Source organism: Microbacterium sp., assembly GCF_036823965.1.
In the GTDB taxonomy this organism is placed as follows: Bacteria; Actinomycetota; Actinomycetes; order Actinomycetales; family Microbacteriaceae; genus Microbacterium.
In genome coordinates this window covers 20,288-42,798 of the sequence record NZ_DAITBE010000014.1, presented here as the reverse complement: position 1 = coordinate 42,798, position 22,511 = coordinate 20,288, and the positions used below count along the sequence as shown (strand labels likewise).

Annotated in this window: 45 protein-coding genes and 1 tRNA gene; 39 read left to right on the top strand and 7 right to left on the bottom strand. The window is 63.9% G+C overall.

Going from position 1 to position 22,511, the window contains the following annotated elements; all coding sequences use genetic code 11:
* From V7Z82_RS17465 to V7Z82_RS17440, 6 genes are all read left to right on the top strand, one after another.
* Window positions 1–1,459, top strand: a 1,459-nt coding sequence (locus tag V7Z82_RS17465; RefSeq protein ID WP_334153062.1) for a hypothetical protein, incomplete at its 5' end; no start/stop codon positions are given.
* A 20-nt stretch (window positions 1,460–1,479) separates the two neighbouring features.
* A complete protein-coding gene (locus V7Z82_RS17460; RefSeq protein ID WP_334153060.1) occupies window positions 1,480–1,983 on the top strand; it encodes a carbohydrate-binding protein in 504 nt (167 codons plus the stop codon).
* Window positions 1,984–2,044: 61 nt separating this feature from the next.
* A complete protein-coding gene (locus V7Z82_RS17455) occupies window positions 2,045–2,908 on the top strand; it encodes an N-acetylmuramoyl-L-alanine amidase (protein ID WP_334153058.1) in 864 nt (287 codons plus the stop codon).
* A 10-nt stretch (window positions 2,909–2,918) separates the two neighbouring features.
* Window positions 2,919–3,383, top strand: a complete 465-nt coding sequence (locus V7Z82_RS17450) for a hypothetical protein (RefSeq protein ID WP_334153056.1) — start codon at window positions 2,919–2,921, stop codon at window positions 3,381–3,383.
* Entirely contained in the window at window positions 3,376–3,741 is a 366-nt protein-coding gene (locus V7Z82_RS17445; RefSeq protein WP_334153054.1) for a hypothetical protein, read from the top strand. The genes V7Z82_RS17450 and V7Z82_RS17445 overlap by 8 nt, the downstream gene beginning before the upstream one ends.
* On the top strand, window positions 3,738–4,067 hold the full coding sequence (locus tag V7Z82_RS17440) for a hypothetical protein (RefSeq protein WP_334153051.1): 330 nt from the start codon (window positions 3,738–3,740) through the stop codon (window positions 4,065–4,067). The genes V7Z82_RS17445 and V7Z82_RS17440 overlap by 4 nt, the downstream gene beginning before the upstream one ends.
* A gap of 160 nt (window positions 4,068–4,227) precedes the next feature.
* Here the strand turns inward: V7Z82_RS17440 and V7Z82_RS17435 are convergent, their stop codons facing one another.
* The 5 genes from V7Z82_RS17435 to V7Z82_RS17415 all read right to left on the bottom strand — a co-directional run bounded on the left by V7Z82_RS17435 (window position 4,228) and on the right by V7Z82_RS17415 (window position 6,112).
* A complete protein-coding gene (locus V7Z82_RS17435; protein ID WP_334153048.1) occupies window positions 4,228–4,575 on the bottom strand; it encodes a hypothetical protein in 348 nt (115 codons plus the stop codon).
* A complete protein-coding gene (locus tag V7Z82_RS17430; protein WP_334153046.1) occupies window positions 4,572–5,243 on the bottom strand; it encodes a hypothetical protein in 672 nt (223 codons plus the stop codon). The genes V7Z82_RS17435 and V7Z82_RS17430 overlap by 4 nt, the downstream gene beginning before the upstream one ends.
* A gap of 43 nt (window positions 5,244–5,286) precedes the next feature.
* Window positions 5,287–5,610 carry a hypothetical protein gene (locus V7Z82_RS17425; RefSeq protein ID WP_334153044.1) on the bottom strand — a complete coding sequence of 108 codons (324 nt, stop codon included), beginning with the start codon at window positions 5,608–5,610 and terminating at the stop codon, window positions 5,287–5,289.
* A gap of 120 nt (window positions 5,611–5,730) precedes the next feature.
* The gene (locus V7Z82_RS17420) at window positions 5,731–5,913 is read right to left on the bottom strand and encodes a hypothetical protein (protein ID WP_334153042.1); all 183 of its coding nucleotides are present in this window, start codon (window positions 5,911–5,913) and stop codon (window positions 5,731–5,733) included.
* A 10-nt stretch (window positions 5,914–5,923) separates the two neighbouring features.
* Entirely contained in the window at window positions 5,924–6,112 is a 189-nt protein-coding gene (locus V7Z82_RS17415) for a hypothetical protein (RefSeq protein WP_334153041.1), read from the bottom strand.
* A 43-nt stretch (window positions 6,113–6,155) separates the two neighbouring features.
* Between V7Z82_RS17415 and V7Z82_RS17410 the strand changes: the two genes are divergently transcribed.
* Window positions 6,156–6,228, top strand: a tRNA-Arg gene (locus V7Z82_RS17410).
* Here the strand turns inward: V7Z82_RS17410 and V7Z82_RS17405 are convergent.
* Window positions 6,229–7,074 (bottom strand): tyrosine-type recombinase/integrase, encoded by an 846-nt coding sequence (locus tag V7Z82_RS17405; protein WP_334153040.1) that lies wholly within the window; start codon window positions 7,072–7,074, stop codon window positions 6,229–6,231.
* Between the two features lie 11 nt (window positions 7,075–7,085).
* Window positions 7,086–7,457 (bottom strand): helix-turn-helix domain-containing protein, encoded by a 372-nt coding sequence (locus V7Z82_RS17400; RefSeq protein ID WP_334153039.1) that lies wholly within the window; start codon window positions 7,455–7,457, stop codon window positions 7,086–7,088.
* 88 nt (window positions 7,458–7,545) lie between these two features.
* Between V7Z82_RS17400 and V7Z82_RS17395 the strand changes: the two genes are divergently transcribed.
* From V7Z82_RS17395 to V7Z82_RS17240, 32 genes are all read left to right on the top strand, one after another.
* On the top strand, window positions 7,546–7,740 hold the full coding sequence (locus tag V7Z82_RS17395; protein WP_334153038.1) for a helix-turn-helix domain-containing protein: 195 nt from the start codon (window positions 7,546–7,548) through the stop codon (window positions 7,738–7,740).
* 292 nt (window positions 7,741–8,032) lie between these two features.
* A complete protein-coding gene (locus V7Z82_RS17390; protein ID WP_334153036.1) occupies window positions 8,033–8,866 on the top strand; it encodes a BRO family protein in 834 nt (277 codons plus the stop codon).
* The gene (locus V7Z82_RS17385) at window positions 8,863–9,255 is read left to right on the top strand and encodes a hypothetical protein (RefSeq protein WP_334153035.1); all 393 of its coding nucleotides are present in this window, start codon (window positions 8,863–8,865) and stop codon (window positions 9,253–9,255) included. The genes V7Z82_RS17390 and V7Z82_RS17385 overlap by 4 nt, the downstream gene beginning before the upstream one ends.
* Entirely contained in the window at window positions 9,255–9,431 is a 177-nt protein-coding gene (locus V7Z82_RS17380) for a hypothetical protein (protein WP_334153034.1), read from the top strand. The genes V7Z82_RS17385 and V7Z82_RS17380 overlap by 1 nt, the downstream gene beginning before the upstream one ends.
* Before the next feature lie 161 nt (window positions 9,432–9,592).
* A complete protein-coding gene (locus V7Z82_RS17375; protein ID WP_334153032.1) occupies window positions 9,593–10,171 on the top strand; it encodes a pentapeptide repeat-containing protein in 579 nt (192 codons plus the stop codon).
* On the top strand, window positions 10,168–10,326 hold the full coding sequence (locus V7Z82_RS17370; protein WP_334153031.1) for a hypothetical protein: 159 nt from the start codon (window positions 10,168–10,170) through the stop codon (window positions 10,324–10,326). The genes V7Z82_RS17375 and V7Z82_RS17370 overlap by 4 nt, the downstream gene beginning before the upstream one ends.
* Window positions 10,323–10,535, top strand: coding sequence for a hypothetical protein (locus tag V7Z82_RS17365; RefSeq protein WP_334153029.1), 213 nt, complete (start codon window positions 10,323–10,325; stop codon window positions 10,533–10,535). Before V7Z82_RS17370 ends, V7Z82_RS17365 begins: the two co-directional genes overlap by 4 nt.
* A 127-nt stretch (window positions 10,536–10,662) precedes the next feature.
* Window positions 10,663–11,094 carry a hypothetical protein gene (locus V7Z82_RS17360; RefSeq protein WP_334153027.1) on the top strand — a complete coding sequence of 144 codons (432 nt, stop codon included), beginning with the start codon at window positions 10,663–10,665 and terminating at the stop codon, window positions 11,092–11,094.
* On the top strand, window positions 11,091–11,456 hold the full coding sequence (locus tag V7Z82_RS17355; RefSeq protein WP_334153026.1) for a hypothetical protein: 366 nt from the start codon (window positions 11,091–11,093) through the stop codon (window positions 11,454–11,456). Before V7Z82_RS17360 ends, V7Z82_RS17355 begins: the two co-directional genes overlap by 4 nt.
* Window positions 11,453–12,403 carry a YqaJ viral recombinase family protein gene (locus tag V7Z82_RS17350; RefSeq protein ID WP_334153025.1) on the top strand — a complete coding sequence of 317 codons (951 nt, stop codon included), beginning with the start codon at window positions 11,453–11,455 and terminating at the stop codon, window positions 12,401–12,403. The genes V7Z82_RS17355 and V7Z82_RS17350 overlap by 4 nt, the downstream gene beginning before the upstream one ends.
* Window positions 12,400–13,290 carry a phage recombination protein Bet gene (gene bet, locus V7Z82_RS17345; RefSeq protein ID WP_334153023.1) on the top strand — a complete coding sequence of 297 codons (891 nt, stop codon included), beginning with the start codon at window positions 12,400–12,402 and terminating at the stop codon, window positions 13,288–13,290. Before V7Z82_RS17350 ends, bet begins: the two co-directional genes overlap by 4 nt.
* Complete coding sequence (locus V7Z82_RS17340) at window positions 13,287–13,667, top strand: hypothetical protein (RefSeq protein WP_334153021.1); 381 nt, start codon at window positions 13,287–13,289, stop codon at window positions 13,665–13,667. Before bet ends, V7Z82_RS17340 begins: the two co-directional genes overlap by 4 nt.
* Window positions 13,667–14,056, top strand: a complete 390-nt coding sequence (locus tag V7Z82_RS17335; protein ID WP_334153019.1) for a hypothetical protein — start codon at window positions 13,667–13,669, stop codon at window positions 14,054–14,056. The genes V7Z82_RS17340 and V7Z82_RS17335 overlap by 1 nt, the downstream gene beginning before the upstream one ends.
* Before the next feature lie 10 nt (window positions 14,057–14,066).
* Window positions 14,067–14,900: a hypothetical protein gene (locus V7Z82_RS17330; protein ID WP_334153017.1), complete on the top strand. Its 834-nt coding sequence runs from the start codon at window positions 14,067–14,069 to the stop codon at window positions 14,898–14,900.
* Entirely contained in the window at window positions 14,897–15,271 is a 375-nt protein-coding gene (locus V7Z82_RS17325; protein ID WP_334153016.1) for a hypothetical protein, read from the top strand. Before V7Z82_RS17330 ends, V7Z82_RS17325 begins: the two co-directional genes overlap by 4 nt.
* On the top strand, window positions 15,268–15,474 hold the full coding sequence (locus V7Z82_RS17320; protein ID WP_334153013.1) for a hypothetical protein: 207 nt from the start codon (window positions 15,268–15,270) through the stop codon (window positions 15,472–15,474). The genes V7Z82_RS17325 and V7Z82_RS17320 overlap by 4 nt, the downstream gene beginning before the upstream one ends.
* Window positions 15,474–15,974, top strand: coding sequence for a single-stranded DNA-binding protein (locus tag V7Z82_RS17315; protein ID WP_334153011.1), 501 nt, complete (start codon window positions 15,474–15,476; stop codon window positions 15,972–15,974). The genes V7Z82_RS17320 and V7Z82_RS17315 overlap by 1 nt, the downstream gene beginning before the upstream one ends.
* A complete protein-coding gene (locus V7Z82_RS17310) occupies window positions 15,971–16,096 on the top strand; it encodes a hypothetical protein (protein WP_334153010.1) in 126 nt (41 codons plus the stop codon). Before V7Z82_RS17315 ends, V7Z82_RS17310 begins: the two co-directional genes overlap by 4 nt.
* Window positions 16,097–16,243: 147 nt before the next feature.
* Window positions 16,244–16,972 carry a hypothetical protein gene (locus tag V7Z82_RS17305; RefSeq protein WP_334153009.1) on the top strand — a complete coding sequence of 243 codons (729 nt, stop codon included), beginning with the start codon at window positions 16,244–16,246 and terminating at the stop codon, window positions 16,970–16,972.
* Between the two features lie 171 nt (window positions 16,973–17,143).
* Window positions 17,144–17,368, top strand: a complete 225-nt coding sequence (locus V7Z82_RS17300; protein WP_334153007.1) for a hypothetical protein — start codon at window positions 17,144–17,146, stop codon at window positions 17,366–17,368.
* Window positions 17,365–17,886: a hypothetical protein gene (locus tag V7Z82_RS17295; RefSeq protein WP_334153005.1), complete on the top strand. Its 522-nt coding sequence runs from the start codon at window positions 17,365–17,367 to the stop codon at window positions 17,884–17,886. Before V7Z82_RS17300 ends, V7Z82_RS17295 begins: the two co-directional genes overlap by 4 nt.
* Window positions 17,879–18,196 carry a hypothetical protein gene (locus V7Z82_RS17290; protein WP_334153004.1) on the top strand — a complete coding sequence of 106 codons (318 nt, stop codon included), beginning with the start codon at window positions 17,879–17,881 and terminating at the stop codon, window positions 18,194–18,196. Before V7Z82_RS17295 ends, V7Z82_RS17290 begins: the two co-directional genes overlap by 8 nt.
* 245 nt (window positions 18,197–18,441) lie before the next feature.
* Window positions 18,442–18,735: a hypothetical protein gene (locus V7Z82_RS17285; protein WP_334153003.1), complete on the top strand. Its 294-nt coding sequence runs from the start codon at window positions 18,442–18,444 to the stop codon at window positions 18,733–18,735.
* A complete protein-coding gene (locus V7Z82_RS17280; protein WP_334153002.1) occupies window positions 18,732–19,163 on the top strand; it encodes a hypothetical protein in 432 nt (143 codons plus the stop codon). Before V7Z82_RS17285 ends, V7Z82_RS17280 begins: the two co-directional genes overlap by 4 nt.
* Complete coding sequence (locus V7Z82_RS17275) at window positions 19,160–19,420, top strand: hypothetical protein (protein WP_334153000.1); 261 nt, start codon at window positions 19,160–19,162, stop codon at window positions 19,418–19,420. Before V7Z82_RS17280 ends, V7Z82_RS17275 begins: the two co-directional genes overlap by 4 nt.
* Window positions 19,404–19,706 (top strand): hypothetical protein, encoded by a 303-nt coding sequence (locus V7Z82_RS17270; RefSeq protein ID WP_334152998.1) that lies wholly within the window; start codon window positions 19,404–19,406, stop codon window positions 19,704–19,706. Before V7Z82_RS17275 ends, V7Z82_RS17270 begins: the two co-directional genes overlap by 17 nt.
* 4 nt (window positions 19,707–19,710) lie before the next feature.
* Entirely contained in the window at window positions 19,711–20,112 is a 402-nt protein-coding gene (locus V7Z82_RS17265; protein WP_334152997.1) for a hypothetical protein, read from the top strand.
* Window positions 20,109–20,546, top strand: coding sequence for a hypothetical protein (locus tag V7Z82_RS17260; RefSeq protein ID WP_334152996.1), 438 nt, complete (start codon window positions 20,109–20,111; stop codon window positions 20,544–20,546). Before V7Z82_RS17265 ends, V7Z82_RS17260 begins: the two co-directional genes overlap by 4 nt.
* Window positions 20,543–20,857, top strand: a complete 315-nt coding sequence (locus tag V7Z82_RS17255) for a hypothetical protein (RefSeq protein WP_334152994.1) — start codon at window positions 20,543–20,545, stop codon at window positions 20,855–20,857. The genes V7Z82_RS17260 and V7Z82_RS17255 overlap by 4 nt, the downstream gene beginning before the upstream one ends.
* Before the next feature lie 291 nt (window positions 20,858–21,148).
* On the top strand, window positions 21,149–21,460 hold the full coding sequence (locus tag V7Z82_RS17250; protein WP_334152992.1) for an ead/Ea22-like family protein: 312 nt from the start codon (window positions 21,149–21,151) through the stop codon (window positions 21,458–21,460).
* Entirely contained in the window at window positions 21,457–21,606 is a 150-nt protein-coding gene (locus tag V7Z82_RS17245; RefSeq protein ID WP_334152991.1) for a hypothetical protein, read from the top strand. Before V7Z82_RS17250 ends, V7Z82_RS17245 begins: the two co-directional genes overlap by 4 nt.
* Window positions 21,603–22,370, top strand: coding sequence for a hypothetical protein (locus V7Z82_RS17240; protein ID WP_334152990.1), 768 nt, complete (start codon window positions 21,603–21,605; stop codon window positions 22,368–22,370). Before V7Z82_RS17245 ends, V7Z82_RS17240 begins: the two co-directional genes overlap by 4 nt.
* Window positions 22,371–22,511 lie beyond the last annotated feature (141 nt).

Genomic DNA, 22,511 nt, shown 5'->3' with positions numbered 1-22,511 from the left:
CGGTGTGTTCATCGACGCGATGATGACGAACCTCTCCGTCACGGGCGTCGCCGCGATCAAGCAGGTCACGACGGATGCGCTGTGGGCGAAGCTCGCGGTGGTCGATCGGCTGCAGGTGCTCACGAACATCATCACGCGCGACATGATCGCCACCGGCGCGGTCACGGCCGACAAGGTCACCGCGTCTCAGGCGCTCATCGACAAGCTGATCACCCCCGAGCTTATGGCGGGCAAGGTACTCACGTCGATGTTCCAGCTTGGCGATAACTGGCGGTGGACGGCGGAGGCGCTGATCGCCTACGCGCCGGTCGTGGGAAATCAGTCGGTCACTGATTGGGCGAACCGGCAGGAGCTCGTGCGCATCGACCCCTCGGGCGGCATCTCGATCACCGCGGCGGGCGCGGCGGGCGACCCTTCGGGCGGCATCGACCAGGACGGCAACGTCTGGGGCGCGCTCGGCTCGTTCAGCGAGCTCGAAGTTGGCGGAGTTCCAGTAACTAACCTCGACGGGCCGCGCGGCGTGCAGTCCGTGACGATGCTGAGTTCAGACACGACGATCGCCACGAACACTGAGACACGCATCCTATGGACAACGATTGACGTTGAACCGGGCCGCATGTACGAAATCGAAACGCAGGTGTTCGCGCGCGACCCCGGCAACATCACTCTCAGGTATCGACGCAACACCGGCGCACCCCCCACAACCTCGAACTCAATCCGATCCGAAATGGTCGCCGCGAGCACGATGCACCGCCTCATCACGTTTAAACACCTCATAGTCCAGCCGTTCACAGGCGGCGATGACACTGCTGTGGAGACACGATATGTTGGATTGTTCCTCGCCGGGTCTGCGAACCAGAACACGGTTGTGTACGGCCCCTACGCGGGCACGGGCGAGCCCCGAACCATGATGATCGTCCGTGATATCGGCCCGACCGTTGAGATTGACGCGCAGACGGCGGAGTCGACATCGAACCCGAAACGCACGTACACGAAGACGTACAAGACGACGGGCGTGAAGCGGTATACGGCTGGGAATGCCACCGCCTCGGACAGCCGGAACATTACTGCCGGTTCCGTGTTCGGTTCGGCCATGTCCGAGAAGCTGCTCTACCAGATGCCCGCCGCCCTCTACTCCGACTTGCAGGGCGCGACGATTAAGAGCGCGAAGATCACGGTTCGTTGCACAAAAATGGGTAACAGCAGTAACGCGGCGAAAATCAGCGTCGGCTATACGACGGCATCGGGCCTCCCGTCAACGTGGCCGTCGCATACGGCGGTTTCCGCGATGGACATTAAGGGCGGGCAGGCGTTGACGAATAGTGTTCCGTCGAGCCATTTCAACGGTATCCGTGATGCTCGAGGTATCACGGTCACCCCGCGCAACCCCGGCAGCCTGGCGTCCTACGCCTATTTCGACGCCACCACGACCCGCATCACCGTCACCTACGAGAAGTGAGGATGTTCATGGAGTGGGACATGACAACCGCGAGCCTCGAGGAGCTCCACGCGCTCCGATCGGCGGTGATCCAAGAAATCGACCGCCGCGACATCGCAGAGCGGGCCGCGCGGCAAATACGCGACCTGACCATGCGGGTGCTCGACGCCACCGGACGGGAGAACGGCGCGGAATGGGTGGCCCCTGTCGGCGCGCATGATAGTTACCCGATTGGGTGGGAAGTCGCACACTCGGGAAAAGTGTGGCGCTCCCTCGTGACAGGGAACGTATGGGAGCCTGGCGATCTGACGATCCCGACGCACGCGATGCTGTGGGAAGAAGTGGTGGTCGAAGAGCCGGAAGAGCCGGAGGCACCGACTGAGCCGGAAACTCCATCGGTGCAGGAGTGGAACGGAAGCTCAGTGACGTACCTCTCCGGCGACCTCGTGACATTCAACGGCGCGACGTACCGCTGCATCACCGGACACACAAGCCAGGCCGGGTGGACCCCCGCAGCCGTCCCCGCACTCTGGGCGGTCGTGTAGCCCACCGTTAATTCCAAGCCGTCCCTAGTGGGCGGCGTTTTCCATGCCCAGGGAGGCAGACATGACTCATTCCAAGCTCACGAACAAGATCAGTCTCAGCAGTCAGTCGAGTTCGCGCGACGGTGCGAAGATCGATCGGTTCCTCGTCCACCACGCGGCGAGCACCTCTCAGGAGGGCGTTGTCGACATGATGGTGCGGGGGACGCGCACGGTGTCCGCAAACTATGTCGTCGGCGACACGATAACTCTCGTCGTTGACGAGGATCGACGTGCGTGGACGTCGGGCTCGAAGTACGACGGCGGAAAGGGCGCGGCGTTCGACAAGCGCTCGATCACGGTTGAAACAATCAACAACTCGACCAAGAACTGGACGGTCAGCGACAAGACGTTCGACAACCTCGCGCGGCTTATTGCCGACGTAGCGACTCGCTACGAGTTCCCGATCAACGACGACACCGTGCTCACTCACCAGGAGCTCTGGACACGTTTCAGGGCTTCGTACCCGACCGCGTGCCCTGGCGACCTCCAGCGCCGCAAGGCCGAGCTGCTCACGCTCGCACGCAAGTACCAGTCCGGCAAGGCGACGGGCGCCACGACTGCTCCGAGCACATCGAAGCCGGCATCGACCGCCGCATCGTCTACAACGGCGACGGCCGCGCAGTGGAAGACGATCCAGGAGTGGTTGAAGCGGCTCGGACGTTACAGCGGCCCTGCTGACGGTGTTCCTGGCGTGAATACGTGGAAGGGCGTGCAGCGCACCGTGCGCGACCGCGCAGGCTACACAGGCCCGATCGACGGCAAGCCTGGCGTGAACACGTACAAGGCCATGCAGCGTTACGCGCAGGGCGGCGGCTACACCGGCCCCGTCGACGGTGTACTCGGCGCGAACTCCTGGGCCGGCTTCGTGAAGCGACTCAGCAGCTAGGGGGATGTTCATGCGCAGGTTCGCTACGACGCGGCGCCAGCTGCTCGGCATTATCGGTGTCGCGCAGCTGTTCCTCGGCGCGTCCTATCTGTTCCCGTCCACGCGGACTGGGGGTTCACGTGACCGTGCGTTCGAGTGGATCGTATGGCTGGAACCTCATCACCTCGGCGCGCTCACGGTAATCTCGGGCGCGTTTGCGTGTATCGCGGTCGCTGCCGGGGTGGCACATCTGCGGGGTGCGGATCGGCTCGAACGGCTCGCGTACGGCGCGGTCATGGCACCGTATTCGGCGCTCGCGCTCGTGTTCCTCCTGTCGTGGATGATCGGCGGGAACCCGACCGGGTGGATCTCCACGATTTCGTACAGCGCGTACACGGCACTCGCGTACGCCGCCGCGGGGGTTGCTGACCCGCCCGATCCGCCGGCGAGGACAGACCCGACCATGCTGCCGGGAGGGGGCGATGCGGATGCCTGAGCAGATCATTACTGCGGCGATCACCGCGATCGTCACCCTCATCTCGGCCTGGCTGGTCTACAAGGCAGCGCAGCGCACCGGACGCGCGCAGGAGATCACCGCGGAGGCCGCGCAGGTCAACGCAACCGTCGAGCATGCCGCGTCCGCGTCCGAGGAATGGCAGAAGCTCTACCAGGAAATGCGCACACGCCTCGACAATCTCGAGGAGCGCCTCGACCTGGCCGAGAAGCGCGCCGACACGGCCGAGCGCCAAGCAGACCAGCTGACCAAAGAGCTCGACGCCGTATTCATCTGGATCGAGTCAGGAATGACCCCACCCCCACCCGCACGACCCCACTATCTGAGAGGTTTCGCATGATCGAGTTCACCCTCCCACCGTCCCTACTCATCTCGCTGGCGATCGCCGTAGTGATTCCGGCCCTCGTCGGCCTCGTCACGTCGCGTGTCACGTCGCCCGCGGTGAAGGGCGGCCTGCTCGTCGCCCTCTCGATCGCGACTGGCGTGCTGACCGAGCTCGGCGCGGCCCTCGCCACGGGCGAGCCGTACGACCTCGGCGTCGGCATCCTCAACGCACTGTTGACGCTCGGCGTCGGGCAGGCCGCCTACTCGGCAGTGTGGAAACCGACCGGCGCAGCCGAGGCGCTGCAGAAGCTCGGCACGAGTGGCAAACACGCCGCAGAATAACCTTCACCTCGACGAAATTCAGGCCCCGCCTTCACGCTACATGCGTGGACGGCGGGGCCTGTTTTCGCGTTTCCAGGGTGCTATTCTGACGGCACCCGCACCTGCGGGTATGAGCCGAGAGTAGTTGCCGGCTACTTGTACGCCCCGCAGTTGCGGGGATCTACCGCCAGGGAGCGAGCACGCTCCACGTCGGTGCACCGTCAGCGGTGACGGTATCAACATCGTGCAGTGTCGGTGCGGACAGTGGCAGCGCGGTGAGGAGCACCACCACGCGTCCCTGTGCCTGCGCGGCGGCTTCCCACTCGTGGCTGAGCGGCGGCAATTCCGTCGGCGGCAGCGACCCGACTTTGAGCGTGTCGCCGACCGGGCCCATGCCCCACGCGCCGGCGAGCTGCGCAATCTTGCCCGGGTCGAGATCAACCCCGGTGGCCGGATAGTAGAGGAGCGTCGCTACATCCCCTGCGGGCGCTTCGGTGACCCATCCGGTGACTGCTACGAGGTCGCTCATGACGCCACCGCAATCCGTTTGATCTGGGGCTGGCTGAGGCCGGTTACCTGGGCGGCACGGTATTTGGTCATGCCCCGGTCGATGGCGTCGCGGATGAGCGCGTCTCGTGCGGCACGCGCGGCGTCAGCGGCGGCCTGTGCCTCGGCGAGGTGGCGCACCGCAGTGGCGAGGTCATCCGTGTCTTTGCGGGTGGTCTGCTCGACGCGGCGCTTGTGCTGTGAGGTGGCGGTGTCGATGCTGTCGGCGAGGTCGCCCCAGCCGTCGAGGTTGCGGAGCACGGTTTCGTGTCCGTCCGGGGTGGTGAGTGACACCCAGAACGACTCAGCGGTAGGCCACCGTACGAGCCCGCCCGCCTGGAATTCGCCGTTGATGCGAACCTCTACGTCACCGATGACGAGCGGGGTCAGGGCGATCGATCCGACGCGGGCGGCGTGGTCGAGGATCTGTTGGTGCAGTTCCTCGCCGGCGTCGCTGTCGTCGGCAGTGGTGCGGTGTTCGGCGTCGGCGATTTCGATGATCTGCTCGGCGTCGAGGTCGATGGTGTAGATGCCGTCGGCGTAGGTCGCGACATCCTCGGCCAGGGTGGTGAGGTCGTAGTCGTCGGCGAACTCGGCGAACAGTGCGCGGAGGGAGGTTTCAACGTCGCGGAGGTTTCCGTAGGTTTCCATGATCGGCCTTTCGTGGTGGGGCGTGTGGCCCCACCTGGTGGGTTTAGAAGTGCCAGCTGGTGCCGCCGCGGGCGGCGCGCTGGCGTTCGCGGGCGAGCTGGAAGGCTGACTTGGCGACGCCGCAGTAGACCTTGACCTGCTGGATCGCGGCTTCGCGGGTGAGGGCGGTGGATTCGACGTTGCGGTGGCCGGTGCCGGGCTCGTCCTCCGAGAGGCGGGTGAAACCGATCCGGTCGCTGCCCTCGGTCTCGAAGGTGTAGATGTCAGCTCCGCCGGTGAAGGTGATCTTGCTGTCGGTCTGCTCGGTGATGGTGAACTTGCGGGTGCTGCTGGCGATGAGGTTGGCGATTTCGGTGATGGTGTTCATGGTGTGCTCCTGGCTGGTGGTCTGTGGTGTTCCCGTTGACCTGATACCTAAATACTAACGCGAGCGTTAGTAACGCGCAAGACCAAACCTAAAAATCATGCATCCCGGGCGTGTCGCGCCCTACGTGAGGTCGTCAATGATGCTCTCGATCGTGCCCTGCCGACCACGCCACTCGAGAAGCTCCGGTAAATCAGCGAAGCCGTGAAGCACGCTGACGCATGCATTCACGGCTTCGAGTTGACGGTCTTCGGGAACTCGCTCGATGAGAGCTCCAAGAGTGTCGAGGGCGTCTTCGAGATCCATGCGGGCGAGTCTACGCGCGCTGCTGCTCGAGCTCCCAGATCGGCAGCTTCGCCTCGCGCTCGGTGTCGGTCGTAGTTTCGTCCCGCAGCTGCGCATACTGCGCCGCCATGTCGCGGGCGCGCTCGGTATCGCCCTGCAGGAGGTACTCGAACGCGAGCAGGCTGTACGTGTCGAAGGCGTTCGTGATGTCCATGGTCATGTTTCCCTTGGTTAGTAGTTGAGTGGCTACGATGGTCGGGTCAGCCCTCGTAGCTCAGCGGATAGAGCAGGAGCCTTCTAATCTCCCGGTCGCGCGTTCGAGTCGCGCCGAGGGCGCTACGCCGCCCGCCGCTGCACCTTCTCTGGAATACGCACGGTCGGCAGCCCCGTCACTGCCGCGAGCGTCTGCTCATGCGACGGCACCGCGTATCGCTTCAGCGTCTCCAGCGACGAATGCCGCATGCATGCCTGGACTATGGCTGAGTCAGCGCCCGCCCGCAGCATCTCCGTCGCGAACCATGCCCGGAGTTGATGGGGACGGTGCCGATCGAGGCCCACCCTACGCATGGCGAGGCTGAGCACATGCGACACGCTATTGCCGGTGACATGATCACCAGGAAGCCGGTACGACGGAAACCAAAACCCATCCGGCATCGTCTTCGAGATCTCAGCAATCGCCGGGTGCAACGGAATCCACGCCTCTTTGCCGCCCTTGCCATCCGGGATGTGGACCGTGCGGCGGTCACGATCGATGTGTCTGCCCTCGATCGCGGCGAGTTCTGATGCGCGCATTCCCTGGAGCGCGTACAGCAGTATCTTGATACGTGCTGGGCGGTACACGGACACGAGTAATTGCTCGATGTCCAGAGTGGATACCGGATCCGGTTGGGGAACGACGACATGCACCTTCGGCAGACGGATCGCGGGATTATCGAGGCGGTAGCCCTCGTCTTGCAGCCACGTATAGAACGTGATCAGATTCGACTTGTAGTGCTGGCGGGTTGATCCCGAGAGCTCTGGCCGTGCGAGGAATTTGATGAGATCTCGTCGTTCGCACTCGATAAGTGGCTTACCGGCGCGTCGTTCGAGGGATTGCAGCATAGTGTTGCGATCTTTGATGGTACGTGGTCGGAGATTCGATGCCGCTTGGTGGGCGTCCCAATCGTCAATGTAGCTATCCATGGTCGCGAGTGTTATGCACGGGCCTTGGCTGCTGCGCCAGGGCGGCGTGTGAAGCTGGAGGCAAACGCTGCGAGCGAGATTACGGGTGCCGAACTTGCTGACTTGTAATCTGAAAGCGGACGGTTCGGATCCGGCGTCTCGGTCTCACTGATGAGTGTCGCGACGCTGACGTTGAGCGCGCTTGCGACGGCGTGGAGGTCGTCGAGTGTCCACTTTCGTTCGCCGTGGATCTTTTTCGAGAGCGCGGTCTGGGTCATACCGATGGACTTGCCGAGGGAGGTCTGTGTGGTGCGTGCTCGGAACATGAGCATCATGACGCGCTCGCCCACGCGAGCGTCATGGTTTAGCGGCTCGTGGCTTACAGGTGCGGTGATTGTCGTCATGCGATCAGAATAGCGGCAAATCGGACAGATTGCGACACGCAGGGCCGAATTGGCTTGCAAAGTCCAAATCGTCATGCATGATGGTGGCATGACAAAACGGATTAATCACTCCGAAGCGGAGGTGCTGCTCACCCCGAGGGAAGCAGCCGAAAAACTCCACGTCCACCCTCGGACGCTCCAGCGAATGGCGGAGCGTGGCGACATCGCAGCAGTGAAGCTGCCCAGCGGCCACCGCCGCTACCGCGCCGTGGAAATCGCGCGGATCACTCGCACCGCCGCCTAAGCGGCCCCACATTCTTCCTCGCCCCGTCCGGCGGTGAGGCAACCCCGGCGCATCTGACGCGCCCCTACGACATAGCTCGCACCAGACGAAGACGCGCCGGCCCTCTCTGACGATGGCCGCGTGGACGTAAGCACACCCTCGGGTGGCAGGTAGCGGAGAGCCCCGATGACGGCGCGAGCACACATAATCCCGGCCCCGGTATGTCCCGGAGAGTCGGACACAGACCAAAAGAAACGGCCCCGGCAGCAGTACGAATGCGCCGGGGCCACGAGACATTGAAAGGAAGTCTCAGATGACGATTTTATCGCTCGCGCCGTCTTTTGACGAGATGCGCGCCATAGATGACGAAGGCAACGAACGCTGGTCAGCACGTGACCTCATGGCCGCGCTCGGTTACGACCGCTGGGAAAACTTCGAGTCGGTAATCGACCGCGCCGCTTCATCGGCCGCGAACCTCGGGCACCACGTCGATCACCTTTTTCGTGGCGTCACGAAAAAGGGTGCCGGCCGCCCGCAACGCGACTTCGAGCTGACGCGGTTCGCCGCATACCTCGTCGCGATGAACGGCGATCCCCGCAAGCCAGAGATCGCAGCCGCGCAGGCCTACTTCGCGATCCAGACCCGCCGCGCCGAAGTCAGTGCGCCATCGGGCGACCTCACCACCCTGACCGGTATCGAGCAGATCATCAACGCGGCGAAGGCTGCACTCGACCAGGCCAAGGAAGCGGAGGCCCGCGCAGTGCGCGCCGAAGTCACGGTGAAGGCAATCGCCTCCCAGGACGGGATCACCCTCCGAGAGTTCAACAAGCACTACTTCCCCGACGTGCCCGAGCGTGAGTTCTTCAACTTGCTCTACGCCCGCGGCTATCTCATCGACCAGCGCGGCGCGCGGGGTCGCGACGACAACGGCCGCATCAAGAACGGCACGCAGCACGGGCATCCCTCGTATCGCGGAAAGCCATGGATCTACCTCCACGGTTCGACCGACAAAGACGGCATCCGCCGAGAACGGCCCCGCGTGCGCCCTGGCACTCCTGAAGTCGACTTCGCCCGCGAACTCGAATCGCGCGGCCTCCCCCTCAACGACACCGCCGCACGGCACCTCACGAAGGAACTCGCAAAATGACCCGCCTCTACAAAGCCCAATACGTGTACGACGACCTCGACCCGGAACTCGACTACGCGATGCAGCACTTCGACGACTACGAGCCCGAGGGGTGGCGCGAGTACGCGATCGAGAAGTGGGGCGAGGACTGCGACCGCTGGGACGACGGCTACCAGCCATTCTTCATGCCCTCGGATGACCGCATCTACCGGTCACGGTCGGCGGCGCAGGCGCGCGTGAACCTCATCAACCGGTGGGGTGGCACGGCAGTGCTGATGGAGTGCACGCCCGTATGGGACACGGTTTCGGCGGCGAACGCTCGTCGCGAGAATGACCGGATTCTTCGTCGCGTGGAACGCAAGTACGCGGAGATCGCGGCACTCGAAGCTGTGAAGCGCGAGGTGGCGTGATGTCGAAGTTCACTGTCGACCCGTCCGGGATGAAGAAACTCCCCATCACGATCACGGTCGATCTGGGCCGGTTCGCGACGGGTGTGCGTGACCTGTCAGTCGCGGAGGCTCGCGCCCTCGCCGACGCACTCCACGACCTCTGCGATGAGGTGGAGGCCGCTGATGCGAGTGCTTGACGTGATCAGTCTCGACGGCAACTGGCCTGTCCTCGGCCCCGTCTCAGGTGACGGGATCGCCCACACCTACGACAACCACAGCGACCGTGGGCGGCGTAGCGGCCTGTACCGGCACATCAAACCAAACCTGTGGGCAGCAATCGCCCGAACCGGAGAACACCATGGCTAACAACGAACTCGTGGAGCAGTTGCGTACTGCACGCGCAAACAACCAGCGACCGAGCGTGCCGTACGGCGCCGACCTGCGCGACGCCGACCTTCGCGACGCCGACCTTCGCAGGGCCGACCTGTACGGGGCCAGCCTGTACGGGGCCGACCTTCGCGGGGCCAACCTGCGCGGGGCCAACCTGGGCAGGGCCGACCTGTACGGGGCCGACCTGTACGGGGCCAACCTGCGCGGGGCCAACCTGGGCGGGGCCAACCTGCGCGGGGCCAACCTGGGCGGGGCCAACCTGTACGGGGTTGCCGACGTGTTGCAGGTCACTGGGCTGCCGTCAGGGCAAGTCATCCTCGTCCCGACATGCGCGGGCTGGTACCTCACAGTCGGATGCTGGTCAGGAACACTCGCTGACCTCCGCACTCTGATCGCGGGCGATGACGGGTGGCCGGAGGCTACCGGTGCCGAGGTCGCGCGTCGGCGTCCCAGCCTGGAACTCGCAATCGCCCTGTGCGAGGACCATATCGCCCGACATGAGGGCGTCATTGACCGTCTCGTGGAGAAGTGGGGTGACCCCGCATGAATGACCTCAGTCGGGCGCAGCTCGCGCCCTACCAGCCCCGCGAGGACCGGGTAACGCTCGGGCAGGCTCGCCGCCGCGTATTCGAGGCGATCGCGTTCGTCATCCAAATCGGCCGCGTCATCTTCACACCGAAGAAGGGGCGGCACACACGATGACCACGACACGCAAGGTCGAATCGATCATGCCGGACACCGGCCAACCCGACGACACCTACCAGCCACGCAACGACCGAGCATCTGTCGCGATCATCGTCGCCGGCATCCTCATCGGCGTCGTCACCCTCGCCCACAACGCTACCCACCCCGTCGGATGGTTCGCGATCATCGTCGCCGTCGCCGCCCTCGGATATTGGGGGCGGGAATGATCTGCCCAACCGACCACAAGCACGCGCAGACGCGCACCCGCCGGCTGGCTGCAGCGAATGGGTATGCACCGCCCGCGGCGTGGGACGACATCGATGACCCGGCGGAGGAATCGAAGGGAGTCGCAGCATGAGCCGCGAAGACATCCTCCGTGCCGAACTCGCCGCGATCGAAGCGCGGCTCGCCGAGCTCGAGGCGGCACCCCGCTTCGATCACGGCATGCTGCAGCTCGACCGAGAGAAACGACCCGGCGCACTCACCGACGCGAAGGTCGAACGTCATGCACGCCTCGAGCGCGCTGCCGCCAGCATCCGCTACCAGCTCTACGCACCCGAACGAGAAGCAGCCCGCAAGGCGGCACACGCCGCGGCGAAGGCCGAGCACGACGTCGTGAACCTACGCGAACAGTACGCGGGTTGCGACGAGGTGAAGTGGGTGCTGAATGGCCGCTGGTATCCCGTCGTGCGCTGGGCGAAGAAGTCGGTGCGAATCCGCATGAGCGTCGGTGAGAACACGATCCCGCACACGCAAGTCGCCGACGCGAGGAAGGCCGTCGCATGACCGTGGTGCTCGTGCTGCCGTGGTCGGCGCCACCGATCCGAGAGAACGACCGCGACCACTGGCGGCAGAAAGCGGAGCGGACGAAGGCGGTGCGTGCCGCGGCCGGTGTGCTCGCACGCAACCAACGCGTGCAACGCATGGCTCGCGCCGAAATCCGGCTCGTGTGGACCGTCACCGACCGTCGCCGACGTGACTCGGCAGCACCGAACCCGACGCTGAAAGCCGCAGTCGACGGGCTCGTGGACGCGGATGTGCTCGCTGATGACCATCACCTGATCGTGCCGCGGATGTGGTGCGAGATCGAGCACGGCCCCACGAAGGGCGTGCGCATTGAGATCCGAGAACTTGGAGAAACCGAATGACCAACTACGACGACCTCATGGCCCGCGCTGGCGTGAGCAAAGACCAGGACGAAGCCGGGTGGCGTAAGCAGCGCGCTTCCGGCGTGACAGCGACGAACGTTCGCGACCTCGTGAAAGACGGCGCGAGCAAGCGTAAGGAACTGCTGGAAATCAAGACCGGCGTCCGCGAGGAACGCCACATCAGCGGGAACCAGTACATCGACTGGGGCAACCAGCGTGAGCCCGTGCTCGGTGAAGTACTCCGCGGCGCCGGGATTGAACCCGAAGACCGCGTGTTCACGGCGGCGGAGAACCACCGCTACCTCGCCTCCCCCGACGGGATCGGGGAAGACCTGACCGGCGAGATCATCGTTGGCGAGATTAAGACCTCGAAGCATGATCTAACGCCGGGCTCGAAGGAGTTCGAGGCGACGGGCTACTACGACCAAATGCAGTGGCAAATGCTCGTCTGTGGCGCGACTCGCACGCTCTTCGTGTGGGAGCAGCACGTCGACTTTTCGCCGCTTCCGCACAGGGTTGCGTGGGTCGAGCGCGACGAAGACCGCATCGAGTATTTGCGCTCGGTCGCTGACGAGTTTCTCGCCGAGGTCGACGGCGCGGCACTGTTCAAGCCGGGCGAACTGCGCTCGTTCACCGCAAAGGCGAAGAAAGCCGCGGAAGGTGCCGAGGCGGAGGCGTGGATACGCACGAATCTCCGTGGCCGCCCGCTCTCGCTCGACATTGAGCACCGCGGCAAGCGCATCCCGTTCTCGTACTCGGGCGACAAGGAGAAACCCGTCACAAAGGCCGACGTGGATGCGGCGAAGGCGGCGGCCCCCGAGGTGTACGCAGCCCTCGAAGAAGCGAAAGCGGCATGGGATGCCGTGCTCGCCGAGCACAAGACCACGACAACGGAGACGGTCAAGGGCCGCCTCTCAACGAAATACGCGAAGGAGAAGGCAGCATGAGCGGCGAACTCGCTTTACTCCCTACCAGCGGAGACCAATCCACGTGGAACGATTCCGAGCGCGCACTCGTGGAAGCGGCCGGGCTCGTGCAGGTCGAACGGAACGGCAACAAGACATTTGCTGACCGGCCCACCGTCGAGGCGTTCCTGTCGCAGTGCCGACGCACGGGCCTCGACCCGATCGCGCGGCAAATCTACTGTCTGCCGCGCAAGAGCCGAGGCGGCACGAAGTGGACGATCCAGGTCTCGATCGACGGCGCGCGACTCGTCGCTGAGCGCTCGGGCCGCTACGAGGGCCAGACTGCGACGCAGTGGACGGCTGACGGCGTGACGTGGGCTGATGTGTGGCTCGGCAGTGAACCCCCGGCGGCGGCCCGTGTTGGCGTGTACAAGGCAGGGTTCCGCGAAGCGCTGTACGCGGTCGCTCGATGGGATTCGTACGTGCAGATGGAGCCGGTGTGGGAGAACGGTCAGAAGTCGGGCGAGCGGGTCGCGTCGATGTGGCGGAAGATGCCCGACCTGATGCTCGGGAAAGTCGCAGAAATGCTTGCCCTGCGCAAGGCATTCCCGCAAGACCTGTCTGGCCTGTACTCAACCGAGGAGATGCAGCAAGCCGCGAACCCTGAGCCTGCCAAACAGCAGCCGATCGCGAAGCCGGAGCCGAAAACGGCGTCGGTCGACTGGGCTAGCGCAGCGGCAGCCTGTGGCACCGTCGAGCGCCTCCGCGAAGTGTGGGCAGAAGCACAGTCGAAGGGCGAACTCGCGGTGGAGATTGACGGGCACACGGTGCAGTCGATCTTGAAGGCTCGTGCATCGGCGCTCGCTCGTGAACCGGAGGCTGACCCGGACACGGGCGAGGTCATCGAGGGCGAGGTGATCGAGGAATGACCGCGCAGCAGAAACTCAACGACGTGCTGACGCGCTGGGACACGGCGGCTGAAGCGTTCGCGAACGCGGCACGCGATGCCGCGAGGTCGAAGGTGGCGTGGGAGAAGCACGCTGCTGTCGAGCGTGTGCGCCGGAAGGCGGAGGCCGCGAAAGCGGGCGTGAAGCTGACGGTGCAGGACTTGAACGCCGCGATCCTCGCTGACGACGAGCAGGGCCTGTACGGGGCTGCGGAGATCAACGAGGCACTCGTTACGGGCCTGCGGAAGCGGCTGGACGTGTTCGCCGCGCAGTCGGATGCGCTCCGGTCAGAGATCGCGTCCGACCGGCAGCGGGAACGGGCCTGGATGCAATCACCATCAGTCCCGGAGGTCAGGTAATGGCGATCCCGCAGAAGGTCAGGGACATCGTGCTTGAGCGTGACGGCTGGACTTGCGTCCTAAGCCTGCCTGGCTGCCAGCGGCAAGCGCAGTATTGCGATCACCGCGCGAATCGAGGCATGGGCGGGTCGAAGGCGCTGGACGTGCCGTCGAATCTCGTCGCGACGTGCGGGCCGTGCAACGGCCGTAAAGAGGACGCGCATGGAGGGCTCCGCGTGGAGTTGATGCGCCGCGGTATCCGCCTCCGCAATGGCACCTGGCCGGCAGACACGATCGAGCTCGCGGAACGCACGCCGGTCGGGTACCCGGACGGCACGTACTGGCTGCTCGATCGGGCCGGTGGCCGCTCCCTCGTGGAGTCGGCACCGAACGTCGACGATCACGAATAGGAGGTGTGGCGTGCGTATCCGAAGCATTAAGCCGGAGTTCTGGCGGTCGTCGGATGTGTCGTCGCTGGAGATCGAAGATCGGCTGTTGTTCATCGGCCTTTGGTCGTACGTCGATGACAACGGCGTCGGGCTCGACAAGCTCGCAGCGATCGCGGCTGATCTGTTCGCTGACGACATCGCGGCGGATGCTAGCGGGACATTCGCGAGAGTGTCGCGAGGGCTCGCGAGGCTTTCCGAATCAGGTCGCATCATTCGCTACAGGGTCGAGAACGTCGACTATCTGGAGATCGTCAACTGGACGAAGCATCAGCGCATCGACAAGCCCGGAAAGCCTCGATACCCGCGTCATGACGCGGCAGACGCCAGCATTCGCGAGAGTGTCGAGAATGCTCGCGAGAGTGTCGCGCCTGGAACAGGGGAACAGGGGAACAGGGGAACAGGGGAACAGAGGAACAGAGGAACAGATTCAACGTCGGAGATCGCTGACGCGATCCGACCCGACGTGAAATATCTCCTCGATCTGCTCGACGATGAGATCGTCGCCAACGGCGGCAAGCCCTCGGGCTCGACGAAACGCAACCAGGACGCCATGCGGCTACTCCTCTATCGCGATGGCAAGACCGTTGAGCAAGTAGAGGCCTGCATCCGCTGGTGCCAGGCAGACGAGTTCTGGCGATCCAACATCCTCTCCGCGTCGAAGCTGCGCGAGAAATACCAGCAGTTGCAGTTGCAGGCGCAACGCAAGAGCACGCATCGGCTGACGCCGACCGAGCGCGCGCAACAAACGATGCAGATTGGTCGGCAGCCGTTGGCGACCGATCTTGATTTGAAGGAGATCGCATGAACCTGCAAGAGACGGCGCAGGTGCTCGCGAAGATTCAGCTCGGCGATAACCGGCAGGTGGACGAACTCACCGTCATGGAGTGGCACGACTCGATCGGGCATCTGGCCATGCATGAAGCGATCGAAGCCGTGCGTATGCATCGGCGTGAATCGCTCGACTACCTGATGCCAGCGCACGTGATCGCGAATGTGCATCGAGTGCGTGACCGGATCGCGGCCGAGTCCCGGAAAGACCTGCAGGTGGAATCGCGGCGGCAAGACCTCGAGCTGCGGGCACGGCAGCGATCTCGCGAGGACGTGTGGCGCGACATGCTCGCGGACCCGCACGAGTCGGAGCGCACGAAGGCGTGGATCAGGGAGCAACTCCAATGATCGAGATCCCGCGGTCGACGCCGCAGGGCCGTAACGGGTCGTGGTCTGTGCAGGTCGACGTACTCGCCCGCCACCTGAACGTGGTTCCCAGGTTGCCGATTGAGCAGGCGGCCCGCCGGTATCCCGGCATCCCGATGGAAGTTCTTGAACACATTTATGCCGAACGGAAGCGTCGGCGACAGATTTTGAAGGAGGCCAACTAATGGCGAATGAAACACAGATCACGGTCGTTGGGAATCTGACGGCTGACCCGGAGTTGCGGTACACGCAGGCTGGTGACGCGGTCGCAAATTTCACGATCGCGTCGACGCCGCGCAAGTTCAACAAGCAGACGAACCAGTTCGAGGAGGGTGAGGCATTGTTCCTCCGTTGCTCGGTGTGGCGTGGCTCCGCCGAGCATGTGGCGTCGTCGTTGTCGAAGGGGATGCGTGTGATTGCGCAGGGCGACCTGGTGCAGCGCTCGTATGAGACCAAAGAGGGCGAGAAGCGCACCTCGGTCGAACTGCAGGTTACCGAGATCGGGCCGTCGCTGCGGTACGCGACAGCGCAGGTTACGCGCCAGCAGCTGCAGGGCGGGGTGCAGGGTGGCGCTAATGACGGTTGGGCTACTGGCGGTTGGCAGCGCGTTTCTCGCCCGTCTGGAGGGCAGCAGGGCGCTCCCGTACAGGGGCAGCAGTCGTGGGACGAGGAGCCCCCGTTTTGAGTGAGAACGCAAACGACAGCAAAGAATCGCGTGTGATCGCCATGGAGCAGCTCGTGACGGCCCTCGCGCTCGGTGCCGGCCATGACCTCGACGACCTCCGAGCAGACGGGATGATCTCGTGAGCGCGAATGGTGGCCTCTACGCCCCGCCGACGCGCGCGAGGGAGCCGCGCACGAAACCGTGTTGCACGGCCTGCCAGCGCGGCACGAAAGCGTTGCCTGGCGGGTGTGGACGACCGGCCTGCAAATGCCACAGAAAGGACGACAAACATGACTAGGCCACTACTGCTCGACCTGTTCTGTTGCGAGGGCGGAGCTGCGAAGGGGTACGCGGATGCGGGGTTCGACGTCGTCGGCGTCGACATCCAACCGCAGCCCCGCTACCCGTTCGAACACGTCGTCGCAGATGCGATCGAACTGCTCGAACGGCTGCTGGAAGGCGGCGAAGTCGCGGGGCACACGCTCAAGGATCTCGCCGCCATCCATGCGAGCCCACCATGCCAGGCGTACAGCGTCACCAGGCACTCGCACGACAAAGACCACCCTGAGCTGATCGAACCAACACGCGGGCTGCTGCAGGCGACCGGCCTGCCGTACGTCATCGAGAACGTCGAAGGTGCACGCGATCGGATGGTCGAACCAATGTTGCTGTGCGGTTCGATGTTCGGCCTGAAAGCGTTCGACGTCGACGGGACGCGGCTCGCATTACGCCGGCATCGACTGTTCGAGTCGAACGTGTGGTTGATGTCGGCTGGCGGCTGTGTCCACGACGGCGACCAGGTGGCGGGCGTCTACGGCGGGGGCCGGCATCGGAATGTGTCCGACAGGGATAACCCTGCGCGCCGTGGTGGCTATACGCCGCTCGGGAAGGTTCGTGCCGAGCTCATGGGCATGGGCTGGGCGTCGCAGCATGGTCTCTCGCAAGCTATCCCGCCGGCGTATACGGAACACATTGGCGGGCAGTTGCTCGCGCACATTCAGGAACGGAGGGCCGCGTGATGGATGCGGACGACAGAAACGACCAGAAGTGGATCGATGACCTGATCCGCGCCGAACGGTACGAGGCAGGACGACGGCAGTACGAGCACGACCTCGGCAGCATCGCCGGGGCACCCGCATGGGAAGACCTCGACGCCAACTGGCAGATCTTGTTCGAGAGGAAGGCGACCCGTGATCTACGAACAACAACTACGGAAGGACACCGAAGTGAGCGAGGCACCGATTAGCAACTACCGGCTTGAGCGGCTGCTGGACGCCGAGAACTTTGCAGAGTTCGTGGGCGAGCAGCTGCGCGACTACGACGACGGCGAGGGCGATATGGCGCATGACGTGCTCGCCGTCATCCAGACCGAGTACCTGAAGTTCTGGGTCATCCCGGAAGGAGACGACAAGTGAGCGAGATTCTGTTTGACAACGGCCTGACCTATGTCTCGGAGCACGACGGCGAACTGTGGTTCTGTGGACGCCTCGCGAGCCGGGATGATCTCGACGGGCTGCGGTCCTGGTTCCAGGCTGAACGCGACGAGCAGCTTGGCTGGTGGCGGGCATCGCCGGGATTCGTGGTGAAGCCCCGTGCTGGTGACAACGTGATTGGGTCACGTTCTGTGAACGTGCTGAACGAACTCCTCGGCATCACCAAGCCAGTATGGGAGGTCGAGGAGAGCCGGAGCGAGTACGGGATCGCGGCGCGCGCGTACTTCGAGGCACACCCAGTACCAGAGCCGAAGTCGTGGCTGGAGGCGAAGCCGGGGGAGGTATGGATGCTCTCGCTCGCTGGCAAGCCAGAACCGTACCTAGTAAACGATGATCCGCGGTTTGTAGACGGCATGGGTGACGCTTACGACCTAGACTACCACCGCATCACCGCGGGCTATCGTATCTATCCGGCGCAGGACGGAGACAACGATGAGTGATTACGAACACAAGGGCGTCAGAGGGACAACCGGAGGTAAGCGTGTTGCGCTTGCGTGGACGCCATGGATGGACGATTGGTTCGTCGCCTATTCTCCTCGCAATGGGCACGACGTGCCCGCTGAGGGGCCGTGGGCACATTGGGTCGATCTTGCGCTGTCGATTCTTCAACATCCGCTCACGGGGCACGTGCGGCCAGAGGTGCGTGCCGCGGTCGCTGACTTCGAGGTATTCAACTTCTACGACGAGACAAACGCGGATTTGACGACCAAGCAGATCGAGCAGGAGATAGGAAGCCCGGGCGATGAGTAGCAAGATCAGTGACGAACGGCTCGCGGCAGTGTTCGGGGGTGATCAGGCGTGAGTACCGGAACTATCCCGATCATCATGTGCGACGACGAATGGTGCGACGCATCGGAAACTGACCACTACGAGATGGGCGCGACCTCTGTGGGCGGCGTCCGAGTTACGCGCTCACGTCCAGCTCCCGGCTGGTATCGAGACGGGTCGTTCGACTACTGCGACCGGCATTCGGCAGCGTTCGGGGGTGAGCAGGCGTGAGTGACACAACGTTGGATGATTTTCGCGATTCGTGGGCGTGTGAGCACGTCCGGGCAGAAATAACCCCAGATGAGCGACGAGAAGAGTTCGACCGCATGATCGCTCAAGTGCGAGCAGAGGCGCTGCGGGAGGCCGCGGATGCTTTCGAGGGCGGCGCGATCAACGTCGAGGTCTTTCGCGGCGGCCTGGAAATCGTGTACTGGCGGGCGGCGAACAAGACGCGCAGGAGTATCGTGTCGTCACTCCGTGCCCGTGATGCAGCAGCTCGGATTCGGGGTGAGTTGTCGTGACTCGGGCGAGAGCAGGCGGTACTGGCGTCGAGGCGCTGGAAGCCGAGGTTGCGCGGCTGCGTGATGTGCTGACTGGCATCAAGGAGCGCGATGCCGAAGTGGGCGAGGACGAGAGCTGGTGGATCGGCGGAGCTTGGGGCGAATACGGCGAGGCTGTCGTGCCGCTGCGCATCCTCTCGTACGTGATCGACGGGAACATCGATGAGAAGGTCGCGAGCATCGACCCTGGATTCGCCCTAACCTACGCAGAGCAGGTTGCACGGGCTGATGCGGATGAGGCGAAGCTGGCACGCATCCGCGACGCGATGGACGCAGCCGCAGAGAAGCAAGCTCGGAACCGGGAACGGCTGAACAGCGGCATGAGTCTGCTCGAACCAGTTGACCTCATGGCCGACCTCCACGCAATCCTGGACGGAGACAACACATGAAGACGAAGCTCGTGTGGCGTGACGACGTGCACCCTCGAATCGGCGCACTCTGCCGGTGGAAAGACCTCAAATCTCACGTCTGGGAGTACGGGTACAAAGTGCCGGCGGACGGACACGGATGTGTGTGGACGTTCGCGCATGAGGCGGGCGGCACGCCCGTGTGCTGGATGTGGGCGCGCCCAAACATCCTCGAAGTCGCCGTCGTAGAGATGCAGCGCGCAATCCTGGACGGAGACAACAGTGCTGACGATTCGTGATCTACCGGGCATCATCGAGCGTGCGATTCCGATGCCGCCTCACGCGACGATCGGACAGGGGGCAGCTGTCGAACGTTTGCGTGCCGTGACCGAGGCGCAGGTTCGTGAGGTTATCGAGGCCGAGCGTGCTGAGGCGCTACAGGAGGCTCGGGACGAGATCAACCGCACTCGGAATCTGCCGTCCCTGATGACGCTGGCGGACAAGTTCGGTTGCTACTACCTAGGTCTGCGGGCCGGTCTGGAAATGGCTGAGGGCATCGTCTCTCGGATCGAGCGAGATGAGTGAGTCGATGCGTGACCTGATTCGTGACGAGTTGGCGGGGTGGCCCATCGGTAGTGGCTACTACGCGACGGCTGTCAGCGTCGAGGATGCCCGAGAAATGGCTGACGCGGTGCTGGCTGTGCTCGCTGACCCGCCCGCATATCTCGCGCTCGACCTCTGGATGGCGCTCGGGCTCTCCCCGCGCGACTTCGATGCCTACCTCGAACGTAACGGCTGGGCCGACACATGGGCCAACCTGCTCGACGGGGTTCGCCGCAAGTCCGGTCGTCGGGGCTGCTCGAAGCACACCGAGACGCCTCGTGAGCGGTGTGTCTTGATTGCAGGCCATGTTGGCCCGTGCATGGGTGCGAGCGATGTGGGCAGCTCGGAGCGGCTCCCAGGTGCGGCGTTCGAAGGTGAGCAGGCATGAGTGAGCACATCGTTCACATCACCCGCGACGACGCATTTCTGTCCCGGCTTGCTGAGTATCGAGAGCCGGACGAACAGGATCGCGAGGATGCCTGGCAGGAGCACATCGAATGCACTGTGCCCGATGGGTGTGGTGGCTGGCAGGGGTGCCGAGAGCCGCACGAGGTTGACGGCGTGAGCGCAGATGACGGCCCGTACGACTGCGAGGAGGGCGTGCCCTGGGAGGACTACGACGAGTTCGAGTTCCACGGTGTCTCGCATGAGTGGCGGTGGGGGTACGGCTGGACTGTTGAGTTCCACGGTTGCCCGCTCGCGATCACTGAGGTCGAGTTACCTGACGGCATCGACACGACTCGCGACGGCAAGTGGCGGGTCGAAGACGACTGGGACGGCACGGACTGCTACCTGGTTCTGATCGGAGAGGACAAGCCATGAGTGAGTACAAGCCAAGTCTGGAAGAGAAGCGCTCTGGGGCGAAAGCTATCGAGGCGGCGCTGAACCAGTGCGGCATCAGTGTGATCTACGCGCTCGCGGGGCCAAGTGAGCTTTTCGATGTGGCATCCGTCTTGCTGAAGTCTCAGTGGATTGCTGACCATGACGCCAAGGTGCGTGCTGAGGCGCTGCGGGAGGCCGCAGCTGGATTGCCTGAGGCTGCGGGGACGAATTGTGGGGCCTCGTGCCATGAAGCGGATCGGATCTCACTCCGTGACCGTGCTGACCGGATCGAGCGGGGTGAGCAGGCATGATCTGGCATCGACTTCGGGGGCATCTGGTCGAGCCGTTCAGGGTCATCACGTCGGGGGCCGCCGTGGCGTTGGCAGTGCTCGTGCGGCCATGTGTTCGGGAGGCCGTCGCGACTCGGGCGAGAGCAGGCGTCTACCACGGTGTAGAGGGGTTCGGGCATAGATCGCGGGCGTACGTAGGGAAAGACTCGAGCGGGCTATGGAAAGCAGCTAGACGGGGGCAGTTCGTAGCAGACGAGGTGTTCTCCTCGTGGGCTGAGGCACTGGCGTACGCGCTAGGGAAGGACGAGACAGATGACCGAGAAACTGAGTGACGAACGCCTCGCGGAGTTGCGCGACATTGCTGGTGCTGCGATGCCTGGCAAGTGGGTCGGCGTTACGGACGATAGCCGTTGCGAGGAACGTGTGATGCGGGTGGCTGACCTCTCTATGACGGTGGCTTGGGCGGGCGAGATTGAGGATGAGTGGTCGGCTTTTAACGCTGACCATATCGCCGCGTTCGACCCGCCGACCGTGCTCGCACTGCTGGACGAGCTTGCCGAGTATCGGGCACGCGAGGCCGAGACCGCTGCACGGCGGCGTATCGAGCAGGGAGGCGAGCAATGAGGTTGCGCATCGAACTGACAATCGAGACCGGGCAGCCCGACGAGAGCAGGGAGACGGACGTGTACACGGCCGCGGAACTCGCAGTACCGATGGAACATCCCACGGCCATGAACCCGCTCGGGTTCCGCAGAGAGGACGACGAATGAGCGAGGTTGATTACCGGCAGATCATTCGCGAGCTACCCGAGCTCGCGGCGCAGTTGGCCGGCGCGATCATTCCGTCGACCGTGCCGCCGGACGGAATGCCGAGAGGTACGGAGAAGGGCGACGCGGCCCGCACGTCCGCTATCGACGACCTCGACAAACTCATGAGCGAGTTGGCGCAGAGCGTGAGGTTCTGGCAGCACGCCTTCAGTGACGGCATCGACCTCCCAATCATCCCCGAGCAAGTCGAGCACATCACCGGCAGACAGACCGCCGCCGTCGTGTCGGACGACCCGATGAGAGCTGCAGCAGACGCGCACGTCATCACGGCATGGCTACTGCAGGCATGGGACGACGTAGAAGGCCACCCGCTGCATGACTGGTGGTGCGAATCCCTAGACGACTGGATCGTGCCCATGGTGCGCAGGCTCGAGGTGCGCAAGATCAGGCAGCGCCCGAGACGGTGCGTGAACTGCTCCGCGCTGGACGTGTGGGCCGACCTCGAGCACACCAGCGCCCTCTGCGCAGCCTGCGGTGAAGTCATGCGCGCCGAAGTATGGCTCCCCGTACCGCAAGTCGCGAAACAACTCGGCGTCGCACCATCCACAGTCCGAGGCTGGCTCACCACCACCAACCAAATCAACGTCAGAGGGGAAGGACGGACGAGGGAACTCGAACTCAGTTCATGCCGACACGAAATGGAATTACGTCTCGCACGAGAACTCGCAGGAATCGCAACCCCTCAACGCTCCCATAGTGTAGGATGACCATAGGTCAGCAGTGCGCATTAGCCGCACTCCGACGTTAGCCCCAGCCATAACAGGTTGGGGCTAACGTCGTTTCCAGACTTGGCAGGCATCAGGGTGGAACCCGATGGTCGAAGCCACAGGGATAGCGCACCGTGGCCA